Below are 26,148 nucleotides of genomic sequence, written 5' to 3'. Positions count from 1 at the left end.
TGCGCACACGCGAGTACCCCGAAAAGGCCAGATCAGGTCACCGTTCTCGATCGGTTCTTGCGGGAGAGGCCGACCGGCGGACTGACGCGTCGCACGCACACGGGTGTGCACGGTGGCGCGGGTGCGTCGCCGCGGCGTTGTGGGGACCGGCGCACCCGCCTGCGAGCGGTGGGTTGAGGCTGCCGGACACACGTCGTCGACCCGCTCGGGCATCAGCCGAGCGGGCCGGCGCGTACAGGCGAGGCAGGCCGCCCCTGGCCCCCGGACCGCCCCCCTAGCGGTCGCGGGGCTCCTCGACGCCTTCGGTTTCGATGCGCTCCTTGCGGACCTGGCCGCGCACGGTCTCCTCGTCCGTGCGTTCGTCGGTCGTCATCCGCACCCGCTCCACCGGCACCGTCTCCGTCTCGGTCACGGGGCGCTCTTCGTGCAGGGTGACCTCGTGCTCGGCCTCAGTGATATCGGGCCCGGACAGAGCGGCGTCCCTGTTGTCGTCCGTGATCGGTTCGCGTTCGACGCGAACTTCCTCCCGGCGCACCGGAACGGTCTGCTGCACCTCTTCGGTGACGACGTACTTGCGCAGCCGCGCCCGGCCGACTTCACGCCGCTCGGTGCCGACGTGCATGCGCTCCTCCGAGCGCGTCATCGCGTCGTCGCCCACGCCGGTGTCCATGGTGTGGGACGTGCCGGTAGTGTCCTCGGTGCCGCTGCGGGCCCAGCCGGTCTCGCCGGGACGGTTCGCCTGCTGCCATGCCGCGTCCCAGTCGATGCCGTAGTGCTCATACAGGCGGTGCTCCTCCTGCTCGGACAGATGGCCGCCGGCATCGACGTCTACATTGGGGGCGTCCTTGACCCGGTTCTTGTCGTAGGGCACCTCCAGGTGATCCTCGACGACGGTGGCGTCGTGGATGGGTACGAAGGACTCGCTGGTGCCGAACAGGCCGGTGCTGACACTGACCCATTCCGGCTCACCGGTAACGTCGTCGAAGAAGACGTGCCGTGCCTCTCCGATCTTGTTGCCGTCCGTGTCGTAGACAGGGTGCTCCAGCACAGTCGGTATCTGCTCGCGAGTGATCATGTTTTCAAGTCCCTTACTCGTTGGTCTTTGCATACGAGTCACCACCGACAAAGAGGCGAAAACCGCCTAAATGGCATTTATTGCGTAGCGCGGGAGACCAGTAATGAAACGCCGTACGACCCAGTCAGCAGTCGGGGACACCGCCCACCCGCGCGGCCTCCCCTTCTCCCGTCTACGTCTGGGCACCTGGCCCACTCCTCTGGAACCGGCACCCCGGCTGTCCGAGGCCCTGGGGCTCCGCGCCGACGATCTGTGGATCAAACGCGACGACCTCACCGGGCTCGCCGGAGGCGGGAACAAGATCCGCAAGCTGGAATGGACCGTGGCAGGGGCGCTCGCCGAGCACGCGGACACCCTGGTCACCACCGGCGTCGCCCAGAGCAATCACGCCCGCCTGACCGCTGCGGCCGGGGCACGCCTCGGCCTGCACGTGGTACTCGTCCTCGCGGGAGAACCGCCGGCCGCAGCGTCCGGCAACCTCCTGCTCGACAGCCTCCTCGGCGCCCGCCTGGTCTGGGCCGGTGACGTGGACGCCGAGGGACTCGACACACTGGCCGGCGAGACCGTAGCGGAGTTGCGCAGGGCGGGCGCGGCCCCCGCCCTGATTCCCTTCGGCGGCTCCAGCGTCCTGGGCGCGCGAGGCTACGTGGAAGCCGGCGAGGAGCTGCTCGAGCAGAGTCCCGACGTTCGGCACATCGTCGTGGCCCTCGGCTCGGGCGGCACGATGGCCGGGCTGGTCGCCGCCGCCGGAGCCCGGCGTGTCCTCGGCGTGGACACCGGCGCCCGACCCGAAGCGGAGGAAGCCGTCCACGCGTACGCATCCGCGCTGACACAGGCCCCTCTCGCTGTCGCAGACCTTCGCGTGCGTACCGACCAGATCGGCGCGGGCTACGGGACACTGACCGAGGAGACGGCCGACGCCCTGTCGCTGGCTGCCCGGTGCGAGGGTGTGGTGCTCGACCCCGTCTATACAGGCCGCGCCCTCGCCGGCCTGCGTGCGGCCGTCCGCGACGGGGAGATCCGCCCCGGTGACACGACGGTCCTGGTGCACACCGGCGGACTTCCCGGCTTCTTCGGCCACTCGGAGGTCCCGGGCATGCTCGGCTGAGGCGGAGCCGACGGGTGCCGGTGAGGTGCCGGTGCCGGTGCGGTGGCACGGGAATCGTCCCGCGGTGCGTCTCCCTGCCGGCCGGGCGATGAAGACCCGGGCGGGCGGCATCCGTCCTCCCCCACGAGGTGCGTCTAGCGGGTCAGCCCGGCTCGCGAGCGTCCCCGGGGCTCATCGAGGCGTTCCCTGGCCAGGGCGAGGTGACGTCGGTAGGTGCCGTGGGGCACCGCGAGGCGTCGGGCGGCGGCCTGCTTCGTGGGCCTTTACGCCCGCGGGGCCGTGGCTGCCCGGCGACTTGGCGCCTCGTGATCCGCTGCGGTCTTCGCGGATCCGGTGCCTGACGAGTCCCTACGCTCCGCCCTTGCGGCGGCGGGACGCGGCCGAACGAGGCGGCGTCGAGCGCATGTGGTCGCGCACCGGCGCCAGCAGGTCGGCGAGAGCCCGGACGTCGTCGCGCGAAAGCGGTTCGAACAACAGGCCGCTGACCACCTCGACGTGCCCCGGCAGCACCCTCGCCAGCAGCTCACGTCCGGCATCGGTGATGGTGACGGTGATGCTCCGCTCGTCGTCCGGCGAGGGAGCACGGACGACCAGACCCTCCTTCTCGAGCAGACCCACCTGGTACGTCAGGCCGCTGCGGCTGTAGACCACACCGTCGGCCAGGTCGGTCATGCGGTGGCTGCCCGTCGGCGAGTCCCCGAGGCGGGCCAGCAGCTGGAACTGCACGTAGCTGAGACCGCCGCTTTCGCGCAGCTGCTGCTCGACCGCGTGCCGGAGGAGGCTGGTCACTTCGATGAGGTCGAAGTAGGCGCCGAGCTGCACGGGGTCCAGTGATGGCGGTGAGTCAGGCATGGCCGGAGTTTACTGCTTCGAATTCGAAGAGCGCGGTGTGCCGCTTGCCTACGCCCCCGAGCAGACCGTGCGGGCAGCGGTGGGCCCGACCGAGCAGCGCTGAGCATGGAGATCGCGGACTGGTGGTGGCGACCCCGTTCAGGTGCTGCGCAGGCACCTGCCGGCGTGCGCACGCCCCCCGGCCCCGCAATCGTCGTCACCTGTCCCGCCGACCGGCAGGGCACGGCCCACGGCGACGCAGGGCGGCTGCACGCCCGCATCGACCGGGCCGCCGCGGAAGTCGCCACGGCCATGCGCTCGCACCAGCGACGACCAGCGGCGACCGGACACCATTGCTTCGAATTCGAAGCAGGAGTACTATCGCCAACAGTTACTTCGAATTCGAAGCAACTTCGACCTCAGTGAAGGTGAGCACCGACATGAAGGCAGTGCGTTTCCACGAGTACGGCGACCCCGACGTCCTGCGCCACGAGGACGTGGAGCAGCCCGTCCCCGGTGCGGGCGAGGTCCGGATCCGGGTCGCCGCGACATCGTTCAACTCCGTCGACGGCAACATCCGCGGCGGCTTCATGCGCGGCCCCATACCGGTGGCGCTGCCCCACACCCCCGGCATCGACGTCTCCGGCACGGTCGACGCGCTGGGCGCGGGCGTGGACGGCATCGCGGTCGGCGACGACGTCATCGGCTTCCTGCCGATGGACGGGAACGGCGCCGCCGCGGAGTACGTCCTCGCGCCGGCCGGCATTCTGACGCCGGCTCCCCGGAGCATCCCGCTGCCCGACGCCGCCGCGCTGCCGGTCGTCGGCCTCACCGCGTACCAGGCGCTGTTCGACCACGGCAACCTGACGGCCGGGCAACGCGTGCTGGTCAACGGCGCCGGCGGCGCGGTCGGCGGCTACGCCCTCCAACTGGCCAGGAACGCCGGTGCCCACGTCATCGCCACGGCCAGCCCGCGCAGCAGCGAGGCGGTCACGTCCGCCGGCGCCGATGAGGTCATCGACCACACCGCCACCAGCGTGAGCGCGGCGGTGACCGAACCGGTCGATGTCGTGCTCAACCTCGCACCGGTCGACCCGTCCGAACTGGCCGCGCTCGTCACGCTGGTCCGGCCGGGCGGCGTCCTGGTCAACACGACGGTGTGGATGCCCGCACCCTCCGACGAGGAACGCGGCGTGCGCGGCATCGACCTGTTCGTCCGCAGCGACGCCGACCAGTTGGCGAAGCTGGTCGCGCTGGTGGACGGCGGGGAACTGCACGTCGCCGTCGCCGAGCGCGTGCCGCTGGCCGACCTGCCGGCGCTGCACGCACGAGCCGCCCAGGGTGCGGTGCACGGCAAGGTGATCGTCGTCCCGGCCGCCGCCTGACGCCGCACCTCCCCGGAACGGGGGCGTCGCGACCACCGTCGAGGCCCAGCTCGGTGGACGTCAGCCGCGGACTGACGTCGACGTGCGCCGCCGCGCCGCTCAGGGGAGCGTGACGACGACCTTGCCGCTGCCGTCCTGGGCGAGGGCGTGGGCTTCGGCGATGGAGGCCAGCGGCAGGACGTGCTCGACGCGGGGGGTGTACAGCCCTCGGCGGCCGAGGTCGGCGGCCTGGCGCAGGAGGGCGGAGTCGTTGCGGGCGTCGACCTTGCGCAGTCCCAGTCGTGAGGCGCCGTCGGTGTCGATGACCGTGATGACGCGGCCGGGGTCACCGACGATGTCCAGGAGGTCCGGCAGCGAGGCCGAGGGCGCGGCGTGAACGGCCGCGTCGACGCCTGCCGGGGCCAGTGCCGCGACTCGCTCGTCCAGTCCGGGGCCGTAGGTGGTCGCATGGATGCCGAGGTCGGTGAGATGGGCGTGGTGGGCCTGTCGGGCGGTGCCGATCACCGTTGCTCCCGCGGCCCGGGCGAAGGCGGCGACCGCGCTGCCGACCGCGCCGGAGGCCCCCTCGATCAGCAGGGTTCGCCCGTCGAGGTCACCGAGGGCGGTGATGACGCCTGCCGCGGTGGCCGCGGCGAGCCCGGCGGCGGCCGCCTGCTCGGTCGACCAGCCGGAGGGAACGGCGCTCCATGCGCTCAGCACCGCGTACTGGGCGGTGGTGTCGCTGAGTCCGCCCAGGCCGAAGACGAGGTCACCCACGTGTGTGCCCTCGACGGCCGGTCCCACTTCGTCCACGACCCCGACCGCGTCACGGCCGGGCACCGCCGGCAGTTCCAGGGGGAGGACGTCCCGCAGGTGACCGGCGCGCAGCAGGTAGTCGATGGGGTTGACGCTGGCGGCCTGGACCTTGACGCGTATCGAACCGGGTCCGGCGTGGGGTTCGGGGGCGTCTTCGACGACGAGGACGCCGGGGTCGCCGTATCGGTGGTAGCGCGCAGCCTGCATGGGAATCTCCTGAAGTCGGCGAGCGCAGCATTTCCTTGCCGCGGAAAGTAACCGTACGCGGAGATACTTTCCTTGGCAAGCAACGGTAGGATGACCCGCATGGCAGACCCCCAGCACCTCACGCCCCAGCAGGACCGCACCTGGTCCCTGCTGGTCGGAGTGATGATGTGGCTACCGGCCGAACTGGACGCCTACCTCGAACGCACAGCCGGGATCAGCCACGCCGAGTACCAGGTCCTGCGGTGGCTGTCGGTCAGCGAGGACCGCGAGGTCCACATGAGCCGGCTGGCCGCCACGGCCAGCGTCACCCCCTCCCACCTGTCCCGCATCGTGGGCAGGCTGGAGAAGCGGCAGTGGATCACTCGCAGCAGCGACCCGCACGACGCCCGCCGGACCTTGGCCCGCCTGACCGAGGCCGGCGCGCAGATGGTGAAGCGCACCGAACCGGGATACGCCCAGGCGGTACACCGGCACGTCTTCGCCCGTCTCGATCCCCGGCAGACCGAACGGCTCGAAGACCTCGCCGAGACCATCCTGACCCCTCTGCGCGAGGACTGCGTCCAACTGCTTCCGGCCCGAACCCCCCGCCTTCACGAGGGCGAAGAAGCGCGACGCGCCGGGTCGGGGTCCTGACGGCCGCGGGGTTGCGAGCCGGTCCTTCCCTCGAACCGCCGCCCCGGGCGGCGCGCCCCACACGCGGCCGGGCCCACTGGGGCAGCCGCGGCGAAGCACGGGCGCCCGGCCGTGGCGTCGCGCCGGCCCACCCCGCGCCGGCCCGCCGTCAGCGCACTGACACGTCCGGCCTCTGACCCTGACGCGTCCGGCCTCTGACCCTGACACGTCCGGCCTCTGACCCGGGCGTGCCGCCAAAGAAGGTCCGGCCTGGGCGGTCAGGCCTTCTTCTGGCGTGCGTAGTGGCGTTGCGCCTTCGCGCGGTTTCCGCAGCCGGCCATCGAGCACCAGCGGCGCGTGCCGTTCTTGGACACGTCGTAGAAGTGCAGGACGCACTCGGAGTTGGTGCACGAGCGGATCCGTTCGGGCCGTTCGGCGAGCAGCCGCAGGTAGTCCTCGGCCGCCCTCCAGGCGGGCAGCCAGGAGGGGGCCTCCACCTCGACGAAGGTGTCCGGCCCGTCAGGGCGCAGCAGGTGTCCGCGGCGTCCGTGGGCCAGGACGGCGTTGAGGGCGTCGATGGCGTCGGCGTCCGGATGCTGCGGGTTCGCGATCGCCTTGTCCAGGGCGGTGCGCGCCTGGAGCAGTCGGTCCAGGGTGTCGCGGTCCGCGGGAACCGCCGTGTCGCCGAGGGCCCGGCCGACCAGGGGCCCGGCGAGCCAGGTCGCCAGCCCGTCGAGCGAGTCCAGCAGGTCATGACGGCCGGTGGCGTCGATCCAGCGGGTGTTGAGCAGGTCGATGCAGAGGGGCTCGCCGGTCAACGGGCGAGGGTCGGCCCCCGGATTTGGCGACACGGTGCGGCGTCCTTCCTTCACGGCCACGGCGGACTCTGAGCACCACCATAACCGGTCATCGATTGATCAGCGGTTGACGCCTCTCTCCTCTAACCCCTAAAGTCCATTTCAATGGTTGCGAGACGGGCTCGTGACGATGAGTGAAGGCATGTGATGGACCATGGTTAAGGCGAAGACCCTGCAGACCGGTCACGTCGGAGTGAACGTCACCGACCTCGAACGTTCCCTCGCCTTCTACCGCGCCGTCTTCGACTTCGACGTGCTGGCGGAGGGCAAGGAGGACGAGCGCCGCTGGGTGTTCCTGGGCCGCGACAACCGGATGCTCGTGACGCTGTGGCAGCAGAGCACGGGCTCCTTCCCCGTCGACCGGCCGGGGCTGCACCACCTGTCGTTCCAGGTCGAGACGGTCGAGGAGGTCGAGGCCACCGAAGAGGTGCTGCGTGGCCTGGGCGCGGAGTTCGCCTACGACGGTGTCGTCCCGCACGGTGAGAACGCCACCTCCGGCGGCCTCTTCTTCACCGACCCCGACGGCATCCGCCTGGAGATCTACGCGCCCACGGGCGCCGACCCGGCCGACGCCCCGACCCCCACCGCCCCCACCTGCGGCTTCTTCTAGGAGGAAGCCCTCGGTCCGCCGGGCTGCCCCCACCCCCGACCCGGTACCCCGGCGGACCGCCCGACGACCGCCAGGCCAGTACGCCCGGAAAGGACATGCCGTGGCCACGTATCACAGCGGCGAGATCGCGGTGCAGGAGCGCGCGGGCCTCGCCCAGCAGGCGGAGGTCTCGCTCGGCGGGATCGGCGAGAGCGTCCCGGCCGTCGCGAAGGACTTCCTCGCCGAGCAGCCGATGATCGTGCTCGGCGCCGCCGATCGCACCGGCCGCCTCTGGGCCACCCAGCTGACAGGCGAGGCCGGGTTCCTGCGGGTGCCCGGTCCCCGCACCCTCCTCGTCGACGCCCTGCCGCTGCCGCAGGACCCGCTGGCCGAGGTCCTGACCGGGCCGTCGGCGGTCCGGGTAGGAATGATCGCCATCGAGCCCGCCACCCGGCGCCGGATGCGCATCAACGGCCTGGCCCGTCGGAAGGGCGACGGCCTGCGCGTCGACCTGGACCAGGTCATCGCCAACTGCCCCAAGTACCTGCAAAAGCGCGACCACCGCCGGGCCGGGCCGCACGAGGGCGGGGCCGCGGAACGCACCGTCACGGACGGCACCGCGCTCAGCCCCGCCCAGCGGCGGGCGGTGCGCGCGGCCGACACGTTCTTCGTCGCCACCGCCTCCGACCGCGGCGACGCGGACGCCTCGCACCGCGGCGGCAACCCCGGCTTCGTCCAGGTCCTCTCCCCCACCCTGCTGCGCTGGCCCGACTACGTCGGCAACGCCATGTTCCTGACCCTGGGCAACCTGCAGCTCAACGCGTCGGCGGGCCTCCTGCTCCCCGACTGGGAGACGGGCACCACCCTCCATCTGTCCGGCACCGCACACACCGTGTGGGACGCCGAGCAGATCGCCGAAGTGCCCGGCGCGCAGCGCCTGGTGGAGTTCTCCGTCCAATCCGTACGGGAGATCACCGCCGCTTCTCCGCTGCGATGGACCAGCCCCGGCTACTCACGCTTCAACCCCCCGGTCGGCTGACCGCCGCACCGCACACACCGCAGCACCACCGACCACCCCAGGCCCCAACGGAGCGACCATGCGTATCACCGTGGACATGAACCTGTGTGAGAGCCACGGACAGTGCGTCTTCGCGGCACCGGAGATCTTCTCCTTCGACGACGAGGACTACCTCACCTATGAAGCCGCCCCGCCCGACGCGCTGCTCGACCAGGCCGAGAAGGCCGCGGCCGTCTGCCCGGTGCGCGCCATCACCGTCTCGCCGGCCGCCTCATGAGGGCGGACGAACATCGCCACCTGCTCGTCGTGGGCGCCTCGCTCGCCGGACTTCGGGCGGCGCGGAGCCTGCGCGAGCAGGGGTTCACCGGCGCCCTGACCATCGTGGGCGACGAACCGCACCCACCCTACGACCGGCCCCCGCTGTCGAAGCGGGTCCTGACCGCTCCCGGCCACCCGCCCGACGTCGAACTGCCGCTGCCGCACGGGCTGGAGGCCCACTGGCGGCTCGGGCAGGCGGCCGTCCGCCTGGATCCAGCGACAAGAACCGTCACCCTGGCGGACGGCACACGACTGCCCTACGACGGCCTGGTCATCGCCACCGGTTCGGCCGCCCGCCGCTGGCCTGCCACCAAGCCCTCGCCACCGGCCGGTGTGCTGACCCTGCGCAGCCGGGACGACGCGCTCACCCTGCGGGCCGCACTGGCCGCGGGACGGCGGCTTGTCGTCGTCGGCGCCGGATTCCTCGGCGGTGAGATCGCCGCCGCCGCCCGCGAACGGGGACTCGACACCACACTCGTCGAAGCCGCCGCGCAGCCTCTGCAGGGCGCTGTCGGCACGACCGCGGGCGCCTACATCGCCGCCCTTCACCGCGCGGCAGGCATCGACCTGAGAACCGGCACCACCGTCGAAGGCTTCCTGGACGGGGCCGACGGCCGGCTCACCGGCGTCCACCTCTCCGACGGCACCACGGTCCGGGCGGACACGGCGGTCCTGGCCCTGGGCGGGACACCCTCGACCAGCTGGCTGGCCGGGTCCGGCCTCGCCCATGACGGCGGCGTCCACTGCGACCCGTATCTGCGCGTCCTGCGCACCGACGGCTCCGTCGTGCCCGAGGTGGTGGCGGCCGGGGACGTGGCACGTGCGCCGCAACCACTGGCCGACGGCGAACGCCTGACGCTCGGTCACTGGACCAACGCCGTCGAGCAGGGCGCCGCGGCCGCCGCCACGCTCCTGGCCGGGCGGCACCCTGCCCAGGCGCCCACACCCTTCACAACCGTGCCGTCCTTCTGGTCGGACCTGCACGGCGCCAGGATCCGCTCGGTGGGCCTGCCCGCCGTCGCCGACGAGACGCGGGTCGTCGAGCACGACCTTCCGGGCCGCCGGCTCGAGATCACCTACCACCGCGCGGGCCGGCTGGTCGCGGCGCTGACCATCGGACGGACCAAGCGGCTGGCGTCCTACCGCTCCGCGCTGCGGATGCGCGCGGCTTCGAAGGTCGTCTCCGACAATCGCGGCGTGGACGCCCCGGAACGGCTCAGTTGCCGAGTGGGGTGACCGGCGGGCCGGTCACGGTGGTGAGCTGGAGCTTGGTCTCGTCCTCGCTGCCGGGCGCCGCGCTCATAATGACGATCTTCAGCTCGGAGTCGCCGTCGGTCAGCACGTCGCAGTCCACCGTGACCAGCCCCACCGACGGGTGCTCGATCGTCTTGTGGTCCTCGCGGTGCGCGGCCACCTCTCCGGTCGCCCACAGTTCGGCGAACCTCTCGTTGCCCGCGATCAGGTCACGGATCAGTGCGGCCAGACGGCCGTCCCGGGGGAAGCGCCCGGTGGCGCGGCGCAGGTCGGAGACGACGGCGGCGTCCGTGGCGTCGCGGTCCGTCTCGGTGACCGGCCACAGCGCGAGGCGTGCGGGCCCGGCGTCCACCGGGAACCTGTCGCGGGCGAAGTTGCGCAGGCGCGGCGGTGCGGCGGAGGGGTCACCCAGCAGGGCGGCCCACCCACGGTTCCACCACACCAGGTGCCAGTCCGCCGCGAACACGGCGACCGCCACGTCCCCGAGGCGGGCGAGCACACGCTGCATGCCGGGCGGCAGGTGGTCGGAGATCGTGCCGTCCGCCGGTGGCACGAGCCGGGCCAGCAGGTACAGGTGGTCCCGCTCGGCGGTCGACAGCCTGAGGGCGCGGGCCAGGGACGCCACCACGGATTCGGAGGGCGTCGTGGCCCGCCCCTGTTCCAGGCGCACGACGTAGTCGACGGAGACCCCGGCCAAATCGGCCAGTTCCTCGCGCCGCAGCCCGACCGCCCGGCGGCCGTGGGCCACCGGCAGCCCGGCGGCCGACGGGGGCAGCCGTTCCCGCCATGTGCGGATCATCGCGCCGAGTCCGGTGCCGGGTGCAGTCGCCATGAGATCCATGGTCCCGCATCCGGGCGGCGCGGGACGGGCGCCAGGGTGGTACTGGTCCTCCTACCGTCGAGGTGTCCCTGGCCCACCTGCTCGTCCGGGACCACCATCGAACGCATGACGATCACTTTCATCACCGGAGCCAACAAGGGTCTCGGCCGCGAGACCGCCCGCCGCCTGACCGAGCACGGCCACACCGTCCTCGTCGGAGCCCGCGACCGTGAGCAGGGCGAGGAGGCCGCCGCAGCGCTCGGCGCGCGGTACGTCCCCATCGACGTGACCGATGACGCGTCCGTGGCCGCCGCGGCGGCGGACGTCGCCCGGCACGAGGGCAGGATCGACGTCCTGATCAACAACGCCGGGATACACGGACCGCTCGGCGATCCCGGCGACCTCACCGCCGCCGACGCCCTGGCCGTCCTCGACGTCAACCTCGTCGGCGTCGTCCGCACCACCACCGCCTTCCTGCCGCTGCTGCGCCGCTCGGCGGACCCCGTCATCGTCAACGTCAGCAGCGGCATGGGCTCCCTGGCCCTGACCCATGACCCCGCCCGGCCCGAGTCGCGCGTCGTGGCGCCGCTGTACACGTCTTCCAAGGCCGCACTGACGATGCTGACCACGCAGTACGCCAAGGCCCTGAAGGACATCCGCGTCAACGCCGCCGACCCCGGCTACACCGCGACCGACCTCAACGGTCACAGCGGCCCCCAGACCGTCACCGAGGGCACGGACGCGATCGTCGCCCTCGCCACCGAAGGGCCCGGTGCCGGCACCGGGCGCTTCGTCTCCCGCCACGGCGAGATGGGCTGGTCCTGAGGCGGCTCGGCCGGAGCTGTGGGGGTGACGCTCCAAGGCGGTGGGCAGGCGGGCCCGGCGCCGGCCCGCCCGGCGTGCGAAGAAGATCCCGTGCGCGACGAGCGGCGGTGACGGTTTCCCTGCCCCTCGCGGTGAGGCCGACATGGCGGATGCGGGCGTCACGAGGGCTCGGCAGTCGTTCGACGTAGCCGAGTCGTTCGAGTTCCGCGACGACCTTGGACGCTCCCTGTTGGGTCATGTCGAGCTTCGCCGCGAGGTCACTGACGGTCGGCTGCGCGTCGATCAGGTGCTGGAACACGTACCCGTGGACATCCGCAAGTCGCCGAACCCCATCGCGGAGAGGTCGTCCTGGATCGCGTCGGCGGCCGTGAAGCCGACGAACAGGGCGAGGCTGCCGAGGTCGAGGCCGGCGGGATCGCTGGTTCACGCTACGAACCCTTCGCCTGACGCCCGGCCCGCGCGCGGCTCCACGAAGCTCTCGCGGCCAGGAAACTCCCGTGCGTCGGTTCGCACAGATCTGCGATCATCCCCGAATGGCGCACGGTCTGGAATCACTGGTCCTCCGACACACCCACCGCATCCCCTCCCCCGCAGGCTCCGCCGGGCAAGGCGCCACCGCGGCGCGGCAGTTCGACGCGACGCTGGCGACCGTGGGCTTCAAGCTCTCGGCGGAGCTGCTGGAACGGCTGTCCGGACTCTCGGAGGCCGCCGTCGTCCACATCGCGAAGCGGACACTGCGCACGGTGCGTGAAATGGTCGGCGACCACGTCCGGCACAACTCGTACTTCATCGACTTCCCGGCGAACGTGCCGGACACCGAAGAGTTCTGGATGCGCTGCGTGACCAAGGCGCTCGCCGACGACAGCTCGCGCGGAAACGTACTGACCCAGCTGACGCACGGTGTGCTGAACCTGCTCAGCCTGCCCACGTACGGTCGCTACCAGCACACCTACGAGGAGATGCTCGCCGCGCAGGACGAGCTGATCGCCTCGGCGGGCGACCGGGTGACCGTCCTGCACCTCGGACGCGACCTCGACGAGGAACTCACCGACCTGTATCTGGCCCTGGCGGGCAGTACGACGCCACTGGGCGAGGAGCACCTGGGCGACCTCAGGATCCTCGCCGAGCGGTGCGCGCTCGGGCCCCAGCCGGAGTCGATCCCGGTCAGGGAGAACCGCGCGGTCGTCAACCAGGCCCGTCTCGCCGCCGGCGCTGACCTCATGCTCGACACCGTCGTCGACGTGCTGCGACTGGCCTGCGCGCTCTCGGGCGGTGACGTGACGCTGCAGGAGCCGACCCGGTTCAAGGGCTTCCCGCGGCCGGTGCGCCGCAAGCTGCTCGCGGGCCTGGACGCCGTGGTCGCGGCGAACCCCGCCAAGCTGGCCGACGTACACGCCTATCGCGAGCCCTTCAAGCGGCTCGGGGAACGCCTCCACCCGCACGAGTACCCCCAATGGCCTTACGCGGCCGATGTGTTCGCCGTGGCCCGGGGCGAGAAGGAGGCGCGGTCGTTCGACAGTCGCGTCGAGCGGTTGCTCGACGCGCACGACATCCTCGGTGCCGTGCGGCTGCTGGAATCCGCCCCCGGGAAGCTGTTCCGCGCCCTGGACCTTCTGCTGCGCATCGCCGCCGACGAGGAGGAGCGCGAGGCGGTGGTGACCGCCGCGGTGGAGGTGGCTCCCGAGGTCTCCGGCCGGGTCCTGCTGTCCGTCCGCGAACACCTCCTCAACCGTGAGCGGGCGAGCGATCATCCGCGGATCTTCGTCAACCGCCGGGGCCGCGGCTGGGTCGCTCCCGACACCCGCCCGCCGGTACCCGCCGCCGAACGCGATCGCCTGATCACCGCCCTGGACGCCGAGCTGCGCCGCAGGCTCCCGGCACCACGCCGGCTGCTGCTCGACCCCGATGTCCTCGACGTGGCGCTCCCGCTCAGCGGCGAAGCGTCCACGGCCGGGCTCGGCGTGCTGCCGCGCGGTTCGACCTCGGCGGTCGACGGCGAGCACCTGCGCTTCTTCGTCCACTGGAAGCAGGCCGAGAAGCGGACCGACTACGACCTGTCGGCCCTGCTCCTGCACTCCGACTACAGCACCGACTCCTGGCTCTCGTACACCTCCCTCAGGGCTGTCGGGGGCAGGCACTCCGGCGATGTCACCGAGGCACCCGACGGGGCCTCGGAGTTCATCGACCTGGCCCTGGAGCGGATGCGCAGCACCTTCGTCGTTCCGCAGGTCAACATCTACGCCGGCGAGGGATTCGACGAGGCCGAGGAGTCGTTCTTCGGTTTCATGGTGCGCGACGGCGCGCAGAAGGGCCGGCCGTTCGAGCCGCGCACGGTGCGGATGAAGTCGGAGCTGCGCGGGGTGGGCCGAGTGGCACTGCCGCTGGTGTTCCGGCGCGAGGACGACGGCCGGTGGAGCGCGAAGTGGCTGCACCTGTACCTGAGAGGCATCTCCTCGGCCAACCGGGTGGAGGAGAACCAGATGTCGGTGTCCAAGGTGGTGCGTGCCTTCGCGGAGCGCGAGTACCTGACGGTGCGTTACCTGGTGGAGCTGATGTCCGACGGTGCCACGGCCGTGGAACTGTGGGACAGCGAGACCGCCGTGGACGAGCCGGTCACCTACATCGGACTGGAACGCCCTGAGGGGCTGCCCGCGGACTCTCAGGTCGTCACCCTCGAAAATCTGCGCGACCTGATCCCGGGTTGAGTGCTAGCGTTGCCGTCGGCGAGGCCATGAAGGGGCTTCCTTCTCATCTCTTCTGCCGAAACAAGTTCCTTCGCTTTCCTCGCCCTTCGCGTCGCCTCGGGCGGCGCCCGCACTCAGCACGCGCGGGCGCCGCCCGAGGCGTTTCGGCTCGGAGCTGACGGGCGGCACCGCGGGCGGTGGGACAGGGCCCAGCCTCTGAGGCTGGTGGCCGGCCCCCGTCCCGCCCGGTATCACCTGCGGCCGTTCTTGCCTCAGCCGCCGCTCTTGCGCCGGAACGACCGCTGACTCGCGGCCGGACCATGCGCTCCGCGGACCTTCGACGCGTGGGTGTTCGCCACCTGGTCGGCGGCGTCCGCCTGCATACCGCGCTTGCGCGCCAGGGCCTCCCGGAACTTGCGCTTCAGGTCGTACTGACCGTCGGCGTCAGGCGTGAGAGCGGAACTCTCGGTGTCGGTCGGCTCGACGCCGGCCGCCTCCGAACCTTCTGGCGATGGAGACTCTGCGGTCATGATGACCTCCTGGGCTCGGACGGTGGAAAGCACAGCTTGTCATGCGGGGCGCGACGCGAGCGCCCGTCGGCCGGCTTCCACGCCCTTGCTGCGGGCGCCGCCCAGGTCCGGTGCGTGCAGCTGCGAGGCGGAGGAAGGAGTCGGCGGAGCGTCGGCGACTGACGACAACGCCGCAGATGTGCGTGCCAGACCGCGCGTCTGCGGCCTGATACAGACGACAGGCCCTAGAGCGGGGACCGGCCGTTGACCGCGCCGTCGAGGTCGTCGGCGAGAGCCAGGCGGACGGTGATGCGCTTGCCGACCGGCTCGCGCTGCACCTCGAAGCCCTGGGCGACGGCCATCACGATCTCCAGGCCGTGCTGTCCGACCCGGCCGGCGTCCGCGGCCCGGGCCACCGGCAGGACCGGGTCGGAGTCCCACACCACGACCTCGACCAGGTCACCGAGGATCCGCAGATCCAGCAGCATCGGGCCAGGAGCGTATTTCAGGGCATTGGTCACCAGCTCGCTGACCACCAACCGGGTCAGGTCCAGCGCGCGCCGCGAAACGGGCAGGCCGTACTCGGCCTGAACGCGTGCGAGGAAGCCGGCGGCGAGATGGCGGGCCCGGGCGATGTCCTCACCCTCGCCGTCCAAAGCCATCGCGGTCTGTATGTCCACCTCCGGCGTGCTGCCGTCCTCGCCCACGGGAAGGGCATCCATCGCAACTGCCTTCACAGACCCACTCACGTCATGGCACGTACCCCGTATCCGCGGGATGACGCCAGGAGGGCCACCGTCGGCTCCTCGGTGCCGTCGGGTCACTGCAGGCGGCCGCCAGGGCTTGCAGAGACGGCTCACCGGGTCCAGGGCCGGATGTGCCAGGATTCCCGGTATGGAAGAGGACAGCGTGTCAGGTGCCGAGTTCGCCGCGTCGAGGGGACGACTGTCCGTCACGGCCGCCACCGACGGCGGCATCCGTGTGCTGAGCGTGACCGGAGAGATCGACCATCTCAGCGGCGAGGCCCTGCGCGAAGCCCTGGACGTTTCCGGCACGCCCCGTGTCCGCGTCGTCGTGGACATGCGGCAGGTGTCCTTCATGGACTCCGCAGGCATCAACATCTTCCTCACCGCCCACCGCTCGCTCACCCGAGCCGGCGGATGGTTGCGCCTGGCCGCGGTGGGGCCCACCGTCATACGCACGCTTCAGATCGTCGGCCTCGACACCGTCCTCGACATCCACGAAACCCGAGAACAAGCCCTGGCCGGATAAGAGGGCATCACCCACGCTCCCCCCTGCGTCACCCGCACGGCCGCCACATCCGCAGGTTCCAGCACCCACCTCCGCACCCGCCGTCGCCGCGCGCAGACCGGTCTCTTCTGCGGTGGACGGGCACCGCGGCTGCCGGCGGTTCGTGGTCCGCTCGCCCGCGCCCGAGGTGCGGTCTCCTTCGTCCCGAGTGACAGTGAACGCGGTACCGATGGGCTGCCGACCTCACCTGTCCTCCGAAGGGAAAACACGACATGTCGCAACGCAACACCGTCCTGCGCAGCATGCACGACCTGGGGCTGTCCGCCTGGTTCGGCGGCGCCTTGATGGGCGCGGTGGGCCTCAACGGCGCAGCTCTGGCAGCAGGGGAAACGCAGACGGGTTCCGCGCGGATCGCCAGCTCCGGCTGGGCGAAGTGGACCCCGGTGAACGCCGCTGCGATCGGCGCCCATCTGGTCGGCAGCAGCGGCCTGCTCGCGGCGAACGCGGCCCGAGTCGTCAGCCAGCAGGGCGTGGCCGCCTCCACCGTGGTGAAGACGGTCCTGACCGGAGCCGCCCTGGCGGCCACCGCGTACAGCCGGGTCCTCGGGAAGAAGATCGAACTGGCATCTTCCACCGACCCGGAAGACACCGCGAAGGCAGCCGAGCACCCCGTCGACACGGACAAGGCGCAGCGACAGCTCGCCATCCTGCAGTGGACGATCCCAGCCCTGACGGGCGGCATCGTGATCTTGAACGCCCTGCACGGAGAGCAGCAGCGTCCCGAAGAGCAGGCACGGGGAATGTGGCAGCGGGCCATGAGCCGAGCCCCGCACCTGCCGCCCATGCCCCACCTGCAGGACATCGGGTCCGTGCCGGACTGGCGCTGGATGCAGTCGCACGGGTCCAGGCAAGGCTGACCTCGGGGCTCCGCCGGTGCTTCGGCCGAGGCCGGGAGGGGTGAGGTGGGAGACCTCCGGGACAGTGACGTCCCACCCTGCCCGGCCTCGTCGGTCTGGAACCGCTACGCGGCCAGTGTCTCGCCCTCGCGGGAGACGCCCGTACGGTCGCCGTACCGCTCAAGCAGGGCCTCTGCCGCGTGCAGGGCCTGCTCGATGGTGCGCGCGCCGGTCATCACGCACAGGGTGTACGTGGCGTCCTCCAGAGCCCGGCTGGTGTGCCCGGTGGGCCGCACGTCGTGCTCGATCCGCGCGTGCTCGAAACGAGCCAGCACCGCACGCAACTCCTTCTCCGCCGGAAGGATCATGGTGAAACCTCTCCCCTCGCCAGCCCCACTCCCGTCGGGCAGAACTTCGCATGCCCCCCATTCGCTGGTTCACGCAGCCGAGATGTGAATGCGGCAGCACCTGCCGCGCTCGCCGGCCGCTTCGACAGGAGAGGGCCCCGGCCCGCCGCGGCCGCCGTGATACGCCGACCGGCGACGCAGGACGCGTCGGACCACCGGCCCGCCGCCCCCAGGGCGATCTCCCCCCGGTCCGACGAATGAGGTTGACTCGTGCCCCTGGCCCGACCATGACAGGAGCTACGACGTTGACCTACGACATAGCCGCTCTGCGCTCCCAGTTCCCCGCACTGGCCGCCGGGACCGTCCACTTCGACGGGCCCGGGGGCACACAGACGCCACAGCCCGTCATCGACGCGATCGCCGACGCGCTGGCACGGCCCCTGTCCAACCGGGGGCAGTACTCGCCGGGCGAGCGCAACGCCGAGGCCATCGTCACCGGGGCGCGTCAGGCCATGGCCGATCTGCTGGGCGCCGACCCGGCGGGTGTCGTCTTCGGGCGCAGCGCCACCCAGCTCACCTACGACGTCGCCCGCACCCTTGCCGCCTCATGGGCGCCCGGCGACGAGGTCGTCGTCACCCGCCTCGACCACGACGCCAACATCCGCCCCTGGGTGCAGGCGGCGGAGCAGGCCGGAGCCACCGTGCGGTGGGCCGAATTCGACCCCGCCACCGGGGAATTGACGACCGACGACATCCGTGCCGTCCTGTCAGGGCGCACCCGCCTCGTCGCCGTGACCGCCGCCTCCAACCTCATCGGTACCCGCCCCCCGATCGGCGAGATCTGCCGCCTGGCCCACGAGGCAGGAGCGCTCGCCCATGTCGACGGCGTCCACTACACCGCGCACACGTCGGTCGACTTGCCGGCGCTGGGAGCGGACTTCTTCGTCTGCTCCCCGTACAAGTTCCTCGGCCCCCACCACGGCGTCCTGGCCGCCCGGCCCGCACTGTTGGAGACCTTGCGCCCCGACAAGCTGCTGCCCTCCAGCGACGCGGTCCCAGAGCGCTTCGAACTGGGCACCCTGCCCTACGAGTTGCTCGCCGGTACCCGTGCCGCCGTCGACTTCCTGGCCGGCCTGGACCCGAGCGCGACAGGCACCCGGCGCGAACGCCTGACCGCCTCCTTCACGGCGCTCGAAGCGCACGAGGGCACCCTGCGCACCCGGCTCGGCGAAGGGCTGGCCACGCTCCCGGGCGTCACCATCCACTCCCGTGCCACCGACCGCACCCCCACCCTTCTGCTGACCTTCGAGCACCACGACACCACCGACGCCTACCGCTTCCTCGCCGCCCGGGACATCCACGCCCCTTCCAGCCACTTCTACGCCATCGAGGCCTCCCGCCACCTGGGCCTCGGCGACACCGGCGGCCTGCGCATCGGGCTCGCCCCCTACAACGACCCCGAAGACGTCGACCGACTGCTGGCGGCGCTGGCCGAGTTCCTGGAGAAGTGAGCGCGGACAGGCGGCGCCCGCAGGCTCCCTGGAAACGGCCCGGTGTCACCCCCCTCTCAGTGCCGTACGACGTGCGGGCGACGAGTTCGGGCACCGGTGTGATCAGGGATGGCTCAGCCTCCGGAGGTGTGCCCCCGGCGTGGCATCTGGGGAGACTTCGCAGCCTCCGCTTCCGCCTTGGCGTCGCTCACCGCGGCGGCGGCCTGCTTCCCGGCCTCGTCGGCAGCCGCGGCCGCGTCGAGCGAAGCCGTCCGGCCCGCGTCGAGCTCCGGCGTCCGGCCTTGACCCGGCGCGTGGTCGGCGCCGCCAGTGGCTGCTTCCTCGGACTGCGCAGCGGCGGGTGGAGTCTCCGCCGGCTGATCGCCGAACGCACGCGTGACGGTCCGGACCGCCTCGGTCAGCTCCCCGGGGATCACCCAGAAGGTGTTGTTGTCGCTGTTCGCCAGGTGCGGCAGCGTCTCCAGGTACTTGTAGGCCAGGATCTTCGGATCGGCATTGTTGCGATGGACGGCCTGGAAGACCAGCTCCACCGCCTTCGCCTCACCGTCGGCCCGCAGGATCATGGCCTGCTGCGCGCCCTGCGCCTCCAGGATGTCCTTCTGCTTCGTGCCCTCCGCGGTGAGGATCTTGGCCTGCCTCTCGCCTTCGGCGTGCAGGATGGCCGCGCGTTTGTCGCGCTCGGCCCGCATCTGCTTCTCCATCGCCTCCTTGATGGTGTGCGGTGGATCGATGGCCTTGATCTCGACACGGTTGACCCGGATGCCCCACTTGCCGGTGGCGTCGTCGAGGACGGCGCGCAGCCGGGAGTTGATCTCCTCGCGCGAGGTGAGTGTCTCCTCCAGGTCCATGCTGCCGATGACGTTCCGCAGCGTGGTCACGGTGAGCTGGTCGATCGCCTGCAGATAGTCGGCGACCTCGTAGGCCGCCGCCCGCGGATCGGTGATCTGGTAGTAGAGGACGGTGTCGATGTTCACCACGAGGTTGTCCTCGGTGATCACCGGCCTGGGGTCGGACGAGTAGACCTGCTCGCGCACGTCGAGTTTGGTGTTGATGCGGTCCGCGACCGGCACGACGAGGTTCAGCCCGGGTTGCAGGGTGCGGCGGTACCGGCCGAACCGCTCGATGTTGTAGCGGCGCGCCTGCGGCACGATCCGCACGGTGGAGACCACGAGGAAGACGACGACGATGACCGCCACGAGGGCGAGGATGACAACTGGCTCCACGGTGCCTCCGTTGCTGTGTGTTCAGCCGTTCATGGCAGAAGGGCACGTGGGTAGACGATCGCCGTGGCGCCTTCGATCTCCATGACGTCCACCAACGCGCCGACCGGGATCACCAGGCTCTCGTCGAGGGCACGGGCGGACCATTCCTCACCGGAGAGCTTGATCAGGCCACGGGTCGCCGTGACCTCCTGCATGACCTCGGCCCGTCGGCCGATCAAGGCGTCGCTGCCCTCGCGGGTGAGAGGTTGCTGGTCCATGTGCCGCAGCGCGACGGGGCGGATGACGACGAGTCCCACTGCCGCCGCTGCCCCGAGCGCCACGAGCTGGCCCAGCAGGCCGATGCCCACGCCGGCGACCACGGCGGCGACCAGCGCGGCGCCCGCGAGCAACCCGAGGACCAGCGTCAGGGTGAAGAACTCCGCGGCACCCAGTGCCGCGGCGGCGACCAGCCATACGAACCAGGGCATCGCATCGCCCTCCTTCAGAGGCCTCTCCTCCACGCTACCGCTCGACCACGCCGGGCAGAACAGGGACGACATCCGCGGCTGTCGATCGTCGGGCACTGCCCGGCCGGTGCAGCCCGGGTCACCCCAGGAGGTGGCGTTCCATCCAGTCCGCCGCGGCCCGGCGGAACAGGCGCCGGTTGTCGGCGCGCAGGAAGTCGTGGCCCTCGTCGCGCAGGGTCAGCAGCTCGGCGTGGATGCCCCGTTCCCGCGCTGCCCGTACGAACTGCCGGGACTCCCCCGGCGGCACGTTGGTGTCGTGTTCGCCGTGGACGGCCAGCACGGGGACGCGCAGCGCCTCGATGCGGCTCATCGGTGACAGCGCGCGCAGCAGCTCGCGGTCGCGCTCCGGGTGACCGTACTTGTGCGCCGCGGACTCGGCGATCCAGGGCTCCGTGCCGGCGAAGAAGGTCAGCAGGTCCGACATGCCGCAGACGGCGATGCCGGTGCGGAAGAGATCCGGGTGCCACACGAGGGAGGCGAACGTCAGATAGCCGCCGTACGAAGGGCCCATGACCGCCAGCCGCGTCGGATCGGCGGGGCCCGCGGTGACCGCGTGGGCCGCGCAGTCCGCGACGTCGTCGAACGCGGCGAAGCGGCCCGCGCCCAGGTCCGCGTCGACGAACGACCGGCCGTGGCCCAGGGAACCGCGGACGTCGGGGGCGAAGACGTCCAGGCCGCGCCCGAGCAGCTCGTGGTAGAGCGGGTGGAACACCGGGCGTTCCTGTTCCTCCGGCCCGCCGTGCAGGTGGATGACGCACGGTGCCGGTTCGTCGGCGGCGCGCCCCGGGGCCCTGTAGTACCAGCCGCTCAGGGGCAGCCCGTCCCGTGCCGTCAGGCGCAGCGGCACGGGACGTACCGGTGGGCGGCCCGGCGGGACGGCGTCCTCGTCCCGGGCTGACCAGGGCGTGCGGAGGGTGGAGACGCCTTCGCGGGCCCACCAGACACCCGGGCGGCGCTGGGATCCGGACAGGGCGAGCAGCAGTCGCCCGGCTCCGGCGGCGGTCACGCGGGTGACGACCTCGTGGGGCAGGGGAAGGGGGCGTGCCGGGCCGTTGCCGTCGGGAGCGTGCCCGGTGGGGAAGGTCTCGACGAGTTCCAGCTCGCTGACGCCCTGCACGTTCCAGGCCAGCGCGGCGGTACGGCCGTCGTGCGCGAACGCGAGGAGTTCGAGGTCGCTCGCGTCGCGTTCCGCCGCGACGGACGTGCGCTGCGGCCTTGCCTCGCCGTCCAGGGCGACGGCGAGGAGCGCCGCGTGCTCCCGCTCCGCGTCGCTGCGCAGCCACAGCGTCCGCCCGTCCGGGGAGAACCGTCCGATCCAGGGGTCACCGTCGGCGACCGGGAGGGCGAAGGTGGTCGCCGAGTCGCCGGTGCGGCGGACGACCGCCTCGCGCCGTCCGCGCGGCCCGCGGCGCAGCAGGACGAAGCGGCCGTCACGGCTCAGGTCGCACGCGCGCAGGGAGGCCGCGTGTGCCTCCCTGGTGAGCAGCACGGGGGACGCGAGGCCGTCGGGATCAATCAGGTAGACCGACAGGCCGCCGCCGGGCCGGGCCGCCGGAGCCGCGGTGCCGTCCGGCGTTCCGTCCGGCGCCGTCCTCGGCGTGGGATCGTACGCCGCCGGGCCGAGGAGGGTCGCGTGCCCGTCCCGGTCCGCCCAGTCGCCCCGCGGGCGGGCCCCGGCGTACAGGCCGTCCGCCGGGCCGTGGTCGGGCACGGGCTGCCCGGCGAGGCCCGGCGGCACGACGGCTGGGTCCGCGACGGTGACGGCGACGGCCGAACCGTCGTGCGCCCAGCACCCCAGGTAGGCGGAACTGGCCGGGTCGGCCCCGGCCAGGATGCGGCGGCCGGTGCCGTCGGGCCGGACGCACAGCACCCGGGTGTGTTCGCCCCCGCCGGGCGCGGTGGTGTAGGCGATCCAGCGGCCGTCCGGTGACCAGGACACCTCTTTGACGGGGTCCGGTGAGGAGTCGAGCAGGCGCACCTCGTCGCTGCCGACGGGTGCGGCCCACAGCTGGGGGACGCCGCCCCGGTCGCAGATGAAGGCCGCGTGGGTGCCGTCGGCGTCGGCGGAGGGGTACCAGCAGCCGTGCGCGCGCAGCCGGGTCACGGCGTCCGCGGGGCCGGCCGCCTCGGGCAGCGCGACGGAAGCCGGCGCGGCCGCGGCCTCGGAGGTGCCCGGCCGGTCCTGTGCCCGGCCGTCCCGGAGCGGCGCGGGGGCCGGGCCGGGTGTCCCGGGGGCGGGGAGGACCGGCTGCGGTCCGTCCACCTCCCGCACGGCCGGGTGATCGGTCACTTGATTCCGTGGTTCTGCAGCCATATCTCCAGCAAAGCTATCTGCCACAGGGCGTTCGCACCCCGCCTGGTGCGGTGCTCGTCGGGCGCCTGGAGGAGCTTGGCGACGTACGGCTCGTTGAACAGGCCGCGCTGCTTCGCCTCCGGTGCCTCGAGTGCCTCGCGTACCCGCTGCAGGACGGGTCCGGCCATGTGCCGGATGGCCGGTACCGGGAAATAGCCCTTGGGGCGGTCGACGACGTCGCGGGGCAGGAGCTTGCGGCCCGCCTCCTTCAGTACGCCCTTGCCGCCGTCGGCCAGTTTCAGTTCCGGCGGGCAGGCCGCCGCCAGCTCGACCAGTTCGTGGTCGAGGAAGGGCACGCGGGCCTCCAGGCCCCAGGCCATGGTCATGTTGTCGACTCGCTTGACCGGGTCGTCGACGAGCATCACGTGCGTGTCGAGGCGGAGTGCGGCGTCCAGCGCGGTCTGCGCCCCCGGTACCGCCATGTGACTGCGGACGAAGTCGCCCGAGACGTCGGCGTCGGGCAGCAGCTCCGGTCGCAGGATCTCGGCGAGGTCGGCGTGCGACCGGTCGAAGTAGGTCTCGGCGTAGCGTTCCGGTTCGCCCTCGCGGGAGACGTCGGCCAGCTGGGGGTACCAGTGGTAGCCGGCGAAGACCTCGTCGGCGCCCTGCCCGCTCTGCACGACCTTGACGTCCTTGGACACCTGCTCGGACAGCAGGTAGAAGGCGACCGTGTCGTGGCTGATCATCGGCTCGCTCATCGCCGCGACCGCCCCGTCGAGCGCCGTGGAGACCCGCTCGGACGGGATCATCATCCGGCGGTGGTCGGTGCCGAACTCCCGGGCCACGAGGTCGGAGTACAGGAACTCGTCCCCCTTCTCACCGCCCTCCGTCTCGAACCCGACGCTGAACGTCATCAGGTCGCGCTGGCCCTCGTCGGCCAGCAGGGCGACGATCAGGCTGGAGTCGAGTCCGCCGGAGAGCAGCACCCCGACGGGTACGTCGGAGACCATGCGGCGGCGCACGGCCGTGCGCAGCGCGTCCAGCACCGCGTCCCGCCATTCGTCCGGGCTCATGCCGTCGTACTCCGCCCGGCGGGTGTAGGACGGCTGCCAGTAGCAGTGGTCCTCGTGGGTGCCGTCCGGTTCGACGACCCGCACCGTGGCCGGGGGGAGCTTGCGCACGCCGTTGAGGACGGTGCGCGGCGCGGCGACCGTGGCGTGCCAGCTCAGGTACTGGTGCAGGGCGACGGGATCGAGGGAGGTGTCTACGTCGCCGGCGGCCAGGAGGGCGGGCAGCGTGGAGGCGAACCGGAGCCGGTGAGGTGTCTGCGCCAGGTACAGCGGCTTGATGCCAAGGCGGTCCCGGGCGAGGATCACCCGGCCGGTGCGGTGCTCCACGATCGCGAAGGCGAACATGCCGCGGAGGTGCTCGACGCAGGAGGTTCCCCACTGCAGGTAGGCGTTGAGCACCACCTCCGTGTCCGAGGTGGACTCGAAGCGGTGCCCGAGGCGGCGCAACTCCTCCCGCAGCTCGGGATAGTTGTACACGCAGCCGTTGAAGACGCCGGTGACCTCTCCCCGGGCGTCCGTCATCGGCTGCCCTCCCCGGTCCGACAGGTCGATGATCTTCAGTCTCCGGTGTCCCAGCGCCACCGCGCCGCGCGTCCAGGTGCCCTGACCGTCGGGCCCGCGGGAGGCGAGCCGGTCGGTCATGCGCCCGACGGCCGCCAGGTCGGGCCGCCGGCCGTCGAAGCGGATCTCCCCACTCAGACCGCACATGACGTCCCGCCTCCCTTCCGGAAACCGGCGGGCACCGGCGGTATCCGCCCTCCTGTCGGTATCGGGGCGGTGCTGCACAACATGATCAAAACCTTTCTGCACGGGGACAGGAACACGTGCTGCCACGGGGCAGGGCGCACGGGGGGGGGCGGCGCGATCCGAGAGGGCCGCGACGCCCGTGACGCCGAGGCGGCGAGCGCCTGCGGGCGGGGACACCGCGCGCGGGGACTGCGGGACCGGTGGCGCTTCCCTGACACGTACCGCTCATCAGGGGCCGACGGCCTCCGGCGTCCCGGACCCTGCGGAGGAGTGCGGTCCGCGCGCTGCGACGGCCGGGGCGAGCCCGCGGCCGGGCGGCGTGGACCGGCGGTGTGCGCGTTCGCCGCGGGTCTCGGCGATCAGCAGGTCGACGCAGCCGAGGAGATCCTCCTCCTGCGCCGTACGGCGGATGCGCCGGGCGGCGCTTCCGTCCACGAGGACCGCCTCGGCCAGCTCCCGGACGGTGTGCCAGTCCCCGTGGGCCTCCAGCGCGGGGCGCAGCCGGACGAGCAGCTTGCGCAGGATTTGGCGCGCGGGTGCCTCGCGGTGGGTCTCGGGGTCCACCAGGACGCCTTCGAGCCCGGACCGGGCGGCACGCCAGCTCGCGCCCCGCAGCCACTCGTGCTTTCCGGGACATTCGGGGCCGCGCCTGTCCAGCCGTTCGCGGGCCTCGGTGACCAGGGCGCGGAAGAGTCCGGCGATCAGCACGACGGTCTCGGCACGCGGACAGGCGTCGCAGATGCGCAGTTCCAGCGTTCGCAGACGGGCGGAGGGGCGGACGTCGTAATAGATCATGCCCGGGTCGCTGATGACCCCGGCCCGCATGAAGTCCTCCACCGCCGCGTCGTACTCGGCCGCGTCGGCGAAACAGCCGGCCGGACCCGCGGTGGGCCAGCGCTGCCACACCATGGAACGCCAGCTCGCGTACCCCGTGTCGGCGCCCTGCCAGAAGGGCGAACTCGCGGAGACGGCCAGCAGCACGGGCAGCCAGGGCGAGACCTCGCACATGACGTGTACGGCGGTGTCGCGGTCGGGAACGTCCACGTGGACCTGGGCGCCGCAGATGAGCTGCTCGTCGGCGACCTTGCGGTACTCGTCGGCCATGTGGTGATAGCGGGCGTCGGCCGTGGGGCGCGCCGCGGCGGCGGGTGCCAGCGGGGCCGTCCCCGCGGCCACCACGGCCAGCCCCTGCGAGGACGCCGCCGCGTCCAACCGCCGTCTCAGTCGGACGAGGTCCGTGTACAGATCGTGCAAGGACGTGTGCACCGCGCTGTTGGTCTCCACCGTGCACTGGTGCAGTTCCGTCGTGAAGGTCTGCCGGGGAAGCCGACGCAGGATCGCGTCGGCGCGTGGCACGAGCAGTCCGCTCTCCACCTCCAGGACGTGGAACTCCTCCTCCACCCCGATACGCATGCTC

General features: G+C 71.9%; 26 protein-coding genes. 12 read left to right on the top strand and 14 right to left on the bottom strand.

Annotated elements, in window-relative coordinates:
• Positions 1-274: 274 nt before the first annotated feature.
• On the bottom strand, positions 275-1,075 hold the full coding sequence (locus tag ABTZ58_RS09210; RefSeq protein ID WP_351352481.1) for a DUF2382 domain-containing protein: 801 nt from the start codon (positions 1,073-1,075) through the stop codon (positions 275-277).
• Positions 1,076-1,178: 103 nt separating this feature from the next.
• On the opposite strand from ABTZ58_RS09210, the gene ABTZ58_RS09205 reads away from it, so the two are divergent.
• Complete coding sequence (locus ABTZ58_RS09205; protein WP_351352478.1) at positions 1,179-2,183, top strand: D-cysteine desulfhydrase family protein; 1,005 nt, start codon at positions 1,179-1,181, stop codon at positions 2,181-2,183.
• 348 nt (positions 2,184-2,531) lie between these two features.
• On the opposite strand, the gene ABTZ58_RS09200 is transcribed toward ABTZ58_RS09205, so the two are convergent.
• Complete coding sequence (locus ABTZ58_RS09200; protein WP_351352475.1) at positions 2,532-3,035, bottom strand: MarR family winged helix-turn-helix transcriptional regulator; 504 nt, start codon at positions 3,033-3,035, stop codon at positions 2,532-2,534.
• A gap of 419 nt (positions 3,036-3,454) precedes the next feature.
• Between ABTZ58_RS09200 and ABTZ58_RS09195 the strand changes: the two genes are divergently transcribed.
• Complete coding sequence (locus ABTZ58_RS09195; RefSeq protein ID WP_351352472.1) at positions 3,455-4,399, top strand: NADP-dependent oxidoreductase; 945 nt, start codon at positions 3,455-3,457, stop codon at positions 4,397-4,399.
• A 99-nt stretch (positions 4,400-4,498) separates the two neighbouring features.
• Here the strand turns inward: ABTZ58_RS09195 and ABTZ58_RS09190 are convergent, their stop codons facing one another.
• Positions 4,499-5,401, bottom strand: coding sequence for an NADP-dependent oxidoreductase (locus tag ABTZ58_RS09190; RefSeq protein ID WP_351352469.1), 903 nt, complete (start codon positions 5,399-5,401; stop codon positions 4,499-4,501).
• 99 nt (positions 5,402-5,500) lie between these two features.
• Here ABTZ58_RS09190 and ABTZ58_RS09185 point away from each other — a divergent pair, with 99 nt between their 5' ends.
• Positions 5,501-6,034 (top strand): MarR family winged helix-turn-helix transcriptional regulator, encoded by a 534-nt coding sequence (locus tag ABTZ58_RS09185; RefSeq protein WP_351352466.1) that lies wholly within the window; start codon positions 5,501-5,503, stop codon positions 6,032-6,034.
• A 257-nt stretch (positions 6,035-6,291) separates the two neighbouring features.
• Here ABTZ58_RS09185 and ABTZ58_RS09180 read toward each other — a convergent pair whose 3' ends face one another.
• Entirely contained in the window at positions 6,292-6,864 is a 573-nt protein-coding gene (locus ABTZ58_RS09180) for a CGNR zinc finger domain-containing protein (RefSeq protein ID WP_351352463.1), read from the bottom strand.
• Between the two features lie 160 nt (positions 6,865-7,024).
• Between ABTZ58_RS09180 and ABTZ58_RS09175 the strand changes: the two genes are divergently transcribed.
• The 4 genes from ABTZ58_RS09175 (at position 7,025) to ABTZ58_RS09160 (ending at position 10,031) form a co-directional block, all read left to right on the top strand.
• Positions 7,025-7,480, top strand: a complete 456-nt coding sequence (locus ABTZ58_RS09175; protein ID WP_351352460.1) for a VOC family protein — start codon at positions 7,025-7,027, stop codon at positions 7,478-7,480.
• 100 nt (positions 7,481-7,580) lie between these two features.
• Complete coding sequence (locus ABTZ58_RS09170) at positions 7,581-8,498, top strand: pyridoxamine 5'-phosphate oxidase family protein (protein WP_351352457.1); 918 nt, start codon at positions 7,581-7,583, stop codon at positions 8,496-8,498.
• A 58-nt stretch (positions 8,499-8,556) separates the two neighbouring features.
• Positions 8,557-8,754, top strand: a complete 198-nt coding sequence (locus tag ABTZ58_RS09165; protein WP_351352454.1) for a ferredoxin — start codon at positions 8,557-8,559, stop codon at positions 8,752-8,754.
• Positions 8,751-10,031 (top strand): NAD(P)/FAD-dependent oxidoreductase, encoded by a 1,281-nt coding sequence (locus tag ABTZ58_RS09160; RefSeq protein WP_351352451.1) that lies wholly within the window; start codon positions 8,751-8,753, stop codon positions 10,029-10,031. The genes ABTZ58_RS09165 and ABTZ58_RS09160 overlap by 4 nt, the downstream gene beginning before the upstream one ends.
• On the opposite strand, the gene ABTZ58_RS09155 is transcribed toward ABTZ58_RS09160, so the two are convergent.
• The gene (locus ABTZ58_RS09155; protein ID WP_351352448.1) at positions 10,012-10,881 is read right to left on the bottom strand and encodes a helix-turn-helix transcriptional regulator; all 870 of its coding nucleotides are present in this window, start codon (positions 10,879-10,881) and stop codon (positions 10,012-10,014) included. The two genes, ABTZ58_RS09160 and ABTZ58_RS09155, sit on opposite strands and share 20 nt — an antisense overlap.
• 114 nt (positions 10,882-10,995) lie before the next feature.
• Here ABTZ58_RS09155 and ABTZ58_RS09150 point away from each other — a divergent pair, with 114 nt between their 5' ends.
• The gene (locus tag ABTZ58_RS09150) at positions 10,996-11,694 is read left to right on the top strand and encodes an SDR family NAD(P)-dependent oxidoreductase (protein ID WP_351352445.1); all 699 of its coding nucleotides are present in this window, start codon (positions 10,996-10,998) and stop codon (positions 11,692-11,694) included.
• Here ABTZ58_RS09150 and ABTZ58_RS09145 read toward each other — a convergent pair.
• Positions 11,594-11,992 carry a MarR family winged helix-turn-helix transcriptional regulator gene (locus ABTZ58_RS09145; RefSeq protein ID WP_351352442.1) on the bottom strand — a complete coding sequence of 133 codons (399 nt, stop codon included), beginning with the start codon at positions 11,990-11,992 and terminating at the stop codon, positions 11,594-11,596. The genes ABTZ58_RS09150 and ABTZ58_RS09145 overlap by 101 nt on opposite strands.
• Before the next feature lie 235 nt (positions 11,993-12,227).
• Between ABTZ58_RS09145 and ABTZ58_RS09140 the strand changes: the two genes are divergently transcribed.
• Entirely contained in the window at positions 12,228-14,399 is a 2,172-nt protein-coding gene (locus tag ABTZ58_RS09140) for a TerD family protein (RefSeq protein WP_351352439.1), read from the top strand.
• Between the two features lie 251 nt (positions 14,400-14,650).
• On the opposite strand, the gene ABTZ58_RS09135 is transcribed toward ABTZ58_RS09140, so the two are convergent.
• Both ABTZ58_RS09135 and ABTZ58_RS09130 read right to left on the bottom strand, forming a co-directional pair.
• Entirely contained in the window at positions 14,651-14,908 is a 258-nt protein-coding gene (locus ABTZ58_RS09135) for a DUF5302 domain-containing protein (protein WP_351352436.1), read from the bottom strand.
• 224 nt (positions 14,909-15,132) lie between these two features.
• Positions 15,133-15,609 (bottom strand): ATP-binding protein, encoded by a 477-nt coding sequence (locus tag ABTZ58_RS09130; protein WP_351352433.1) that lies wholly within the window; start codon positions 15,607-15,609, stop codon positions 15,133-15,135.
• A 172-nt stretch (positions 15,610-15,781) separates the two neighbouring features.
• Between ABTZ58_RS09130 and ABTZ58_RS09125 the strand changes: the two genes are divergently transcribed.
• Positions 15,782-16,159 (top strand): STAS domain-containing protein, encoded by a 378-nt coding sequence (locus ABTZ58_RS09125; protein WP_351352430.1) that lies wholly within the window; start codon positions 15,782-15,784, stop codon positions 16,157-16,159.
• Between the two features lie 251 nt (positions 16,160-16,410).
• Entirely contained in the window at positions 16,411-17,055 is a 645-nt protein-coding gene (locus tag ABTZ58_RS09120; RefSeq protein WP_351352428.1) for a hypothetical protein, read from the top strand.
• A 104-nt stretch (positions 17,056-17,159) separates the two neighbouring features.
• Here ABTZ58_RS09120 and ABTZ58_RS09115 read toward each other — a convergent pair whose 3' ends face one another.
• Positions 17,160-17,402, bottom strand: a complete 243-nt coding sequence (locus tag ABTZ58_RS09115; protein WP_351352425.1) for a DUF5133 domain-containing protein — start codon at positions 17,400-17,402, stop codon at positions 17,160-17,162.
• Between the two features lie 284 nt (positions 17,403-17,686).
• Here ABTZ58_RS09115 and ABTZ58_RS09110 point away from each other — a divergent pair, with 284 nt between their 5' ends.
• Positions 17,687-18,892, top strand: a complete 1,206-nt coding sequence (locus ABTZ58_RS09110; protein WP_351352422.1) for a cysteine desulfurase-like protein — start codon at positions 17,687-17,689, stop codon at positions 18,890-18,892.
• A 113-nt stretch (positions 18,893-19,005) separates the two neighbouring features.
• Here ABTZ58_RS09110 and ABTZ58_RS09105 read toward each other — a convergent pair whose 3' ends face one another.
• From ABTZ58_RS09105 to ABTZ58_RS09085, 5 genes are all read right to left on the bottom strand, one after another.
• Positions 19,006-20,115 (bottom strand): SPFH domain-containing protein, encoded by a 1,110-nt coding sequence (locus ABTZ58_RS09105; RefSeq protein ID WP_351352419.1) that lies wholly within the window; start codon positions 20,113-20,115, stop codon positions 19,006-19,008.
• A gap of 29 nt (positions 20,116-20,144) precedes the next feature.
• Entirely contained in the window at positions 20,145-20,582 is a 438-nt protein-coding gene (locus ABTZ58_RS09100) for an NfeD family protein (RefSeq protein WP_351352416.1), read from the bottom strand.
• Between the two features lie 118 nt (positions 20,583-20,700).
• Entirely contained in the window at positions 20,701-22,935 is a 2,235-nt protein-coding gene (locus ABTZ58_RS09095) for a prolyl oligopeptidase family serine peptidase (RefSeq protein WP_351352413.1), read from the bottom strand.
• The gene (locus ABTZ58_RS09090) at positions 22,908-24,692 is read right to left on the bottom strand and encodes an N-acetylglutaminylglutamine amidotransferase (protein WP_351352410.1); all 1,785 of its coding nucleotides are present in this window, start codon (positions 24,690-24,692) and stop codon (positions 22,908-22,910) included. The genes ABTZ58_RS09095 and ABTZ58_RS09090 overlap by 28 nt, the downstream gene beginning before the upstream one ends.
• Before the next feature lie 267 nt (positions 24,693-24,959).
• Positions 24,960-26,144, bottom strand: coding sequence for a carboxylate-amine ligase (locus ABTZ58_RS09085; protein WP_351352730.1), 1,185 nt, complete (start codon positions 26,142-26,144; stop codon positions 24,960-24,962).
• Positions 26,145-26,148: the final 4 nt, after the last annotated feature.

It is taken from the genome of Streptomyces sp. NPDC094143 (assembly GCF_040303825.1).
GTDB lineage: Bacteria > Actinomycetota > Actinomycetes > Streptomycetales > Streptomycetaceae > Streptomyces.
The sequence above is the reverse complement of the archived record's forward strand: the minus strand, read 5'-3'. Positions and strand labels throughout refer to the sequence as shown.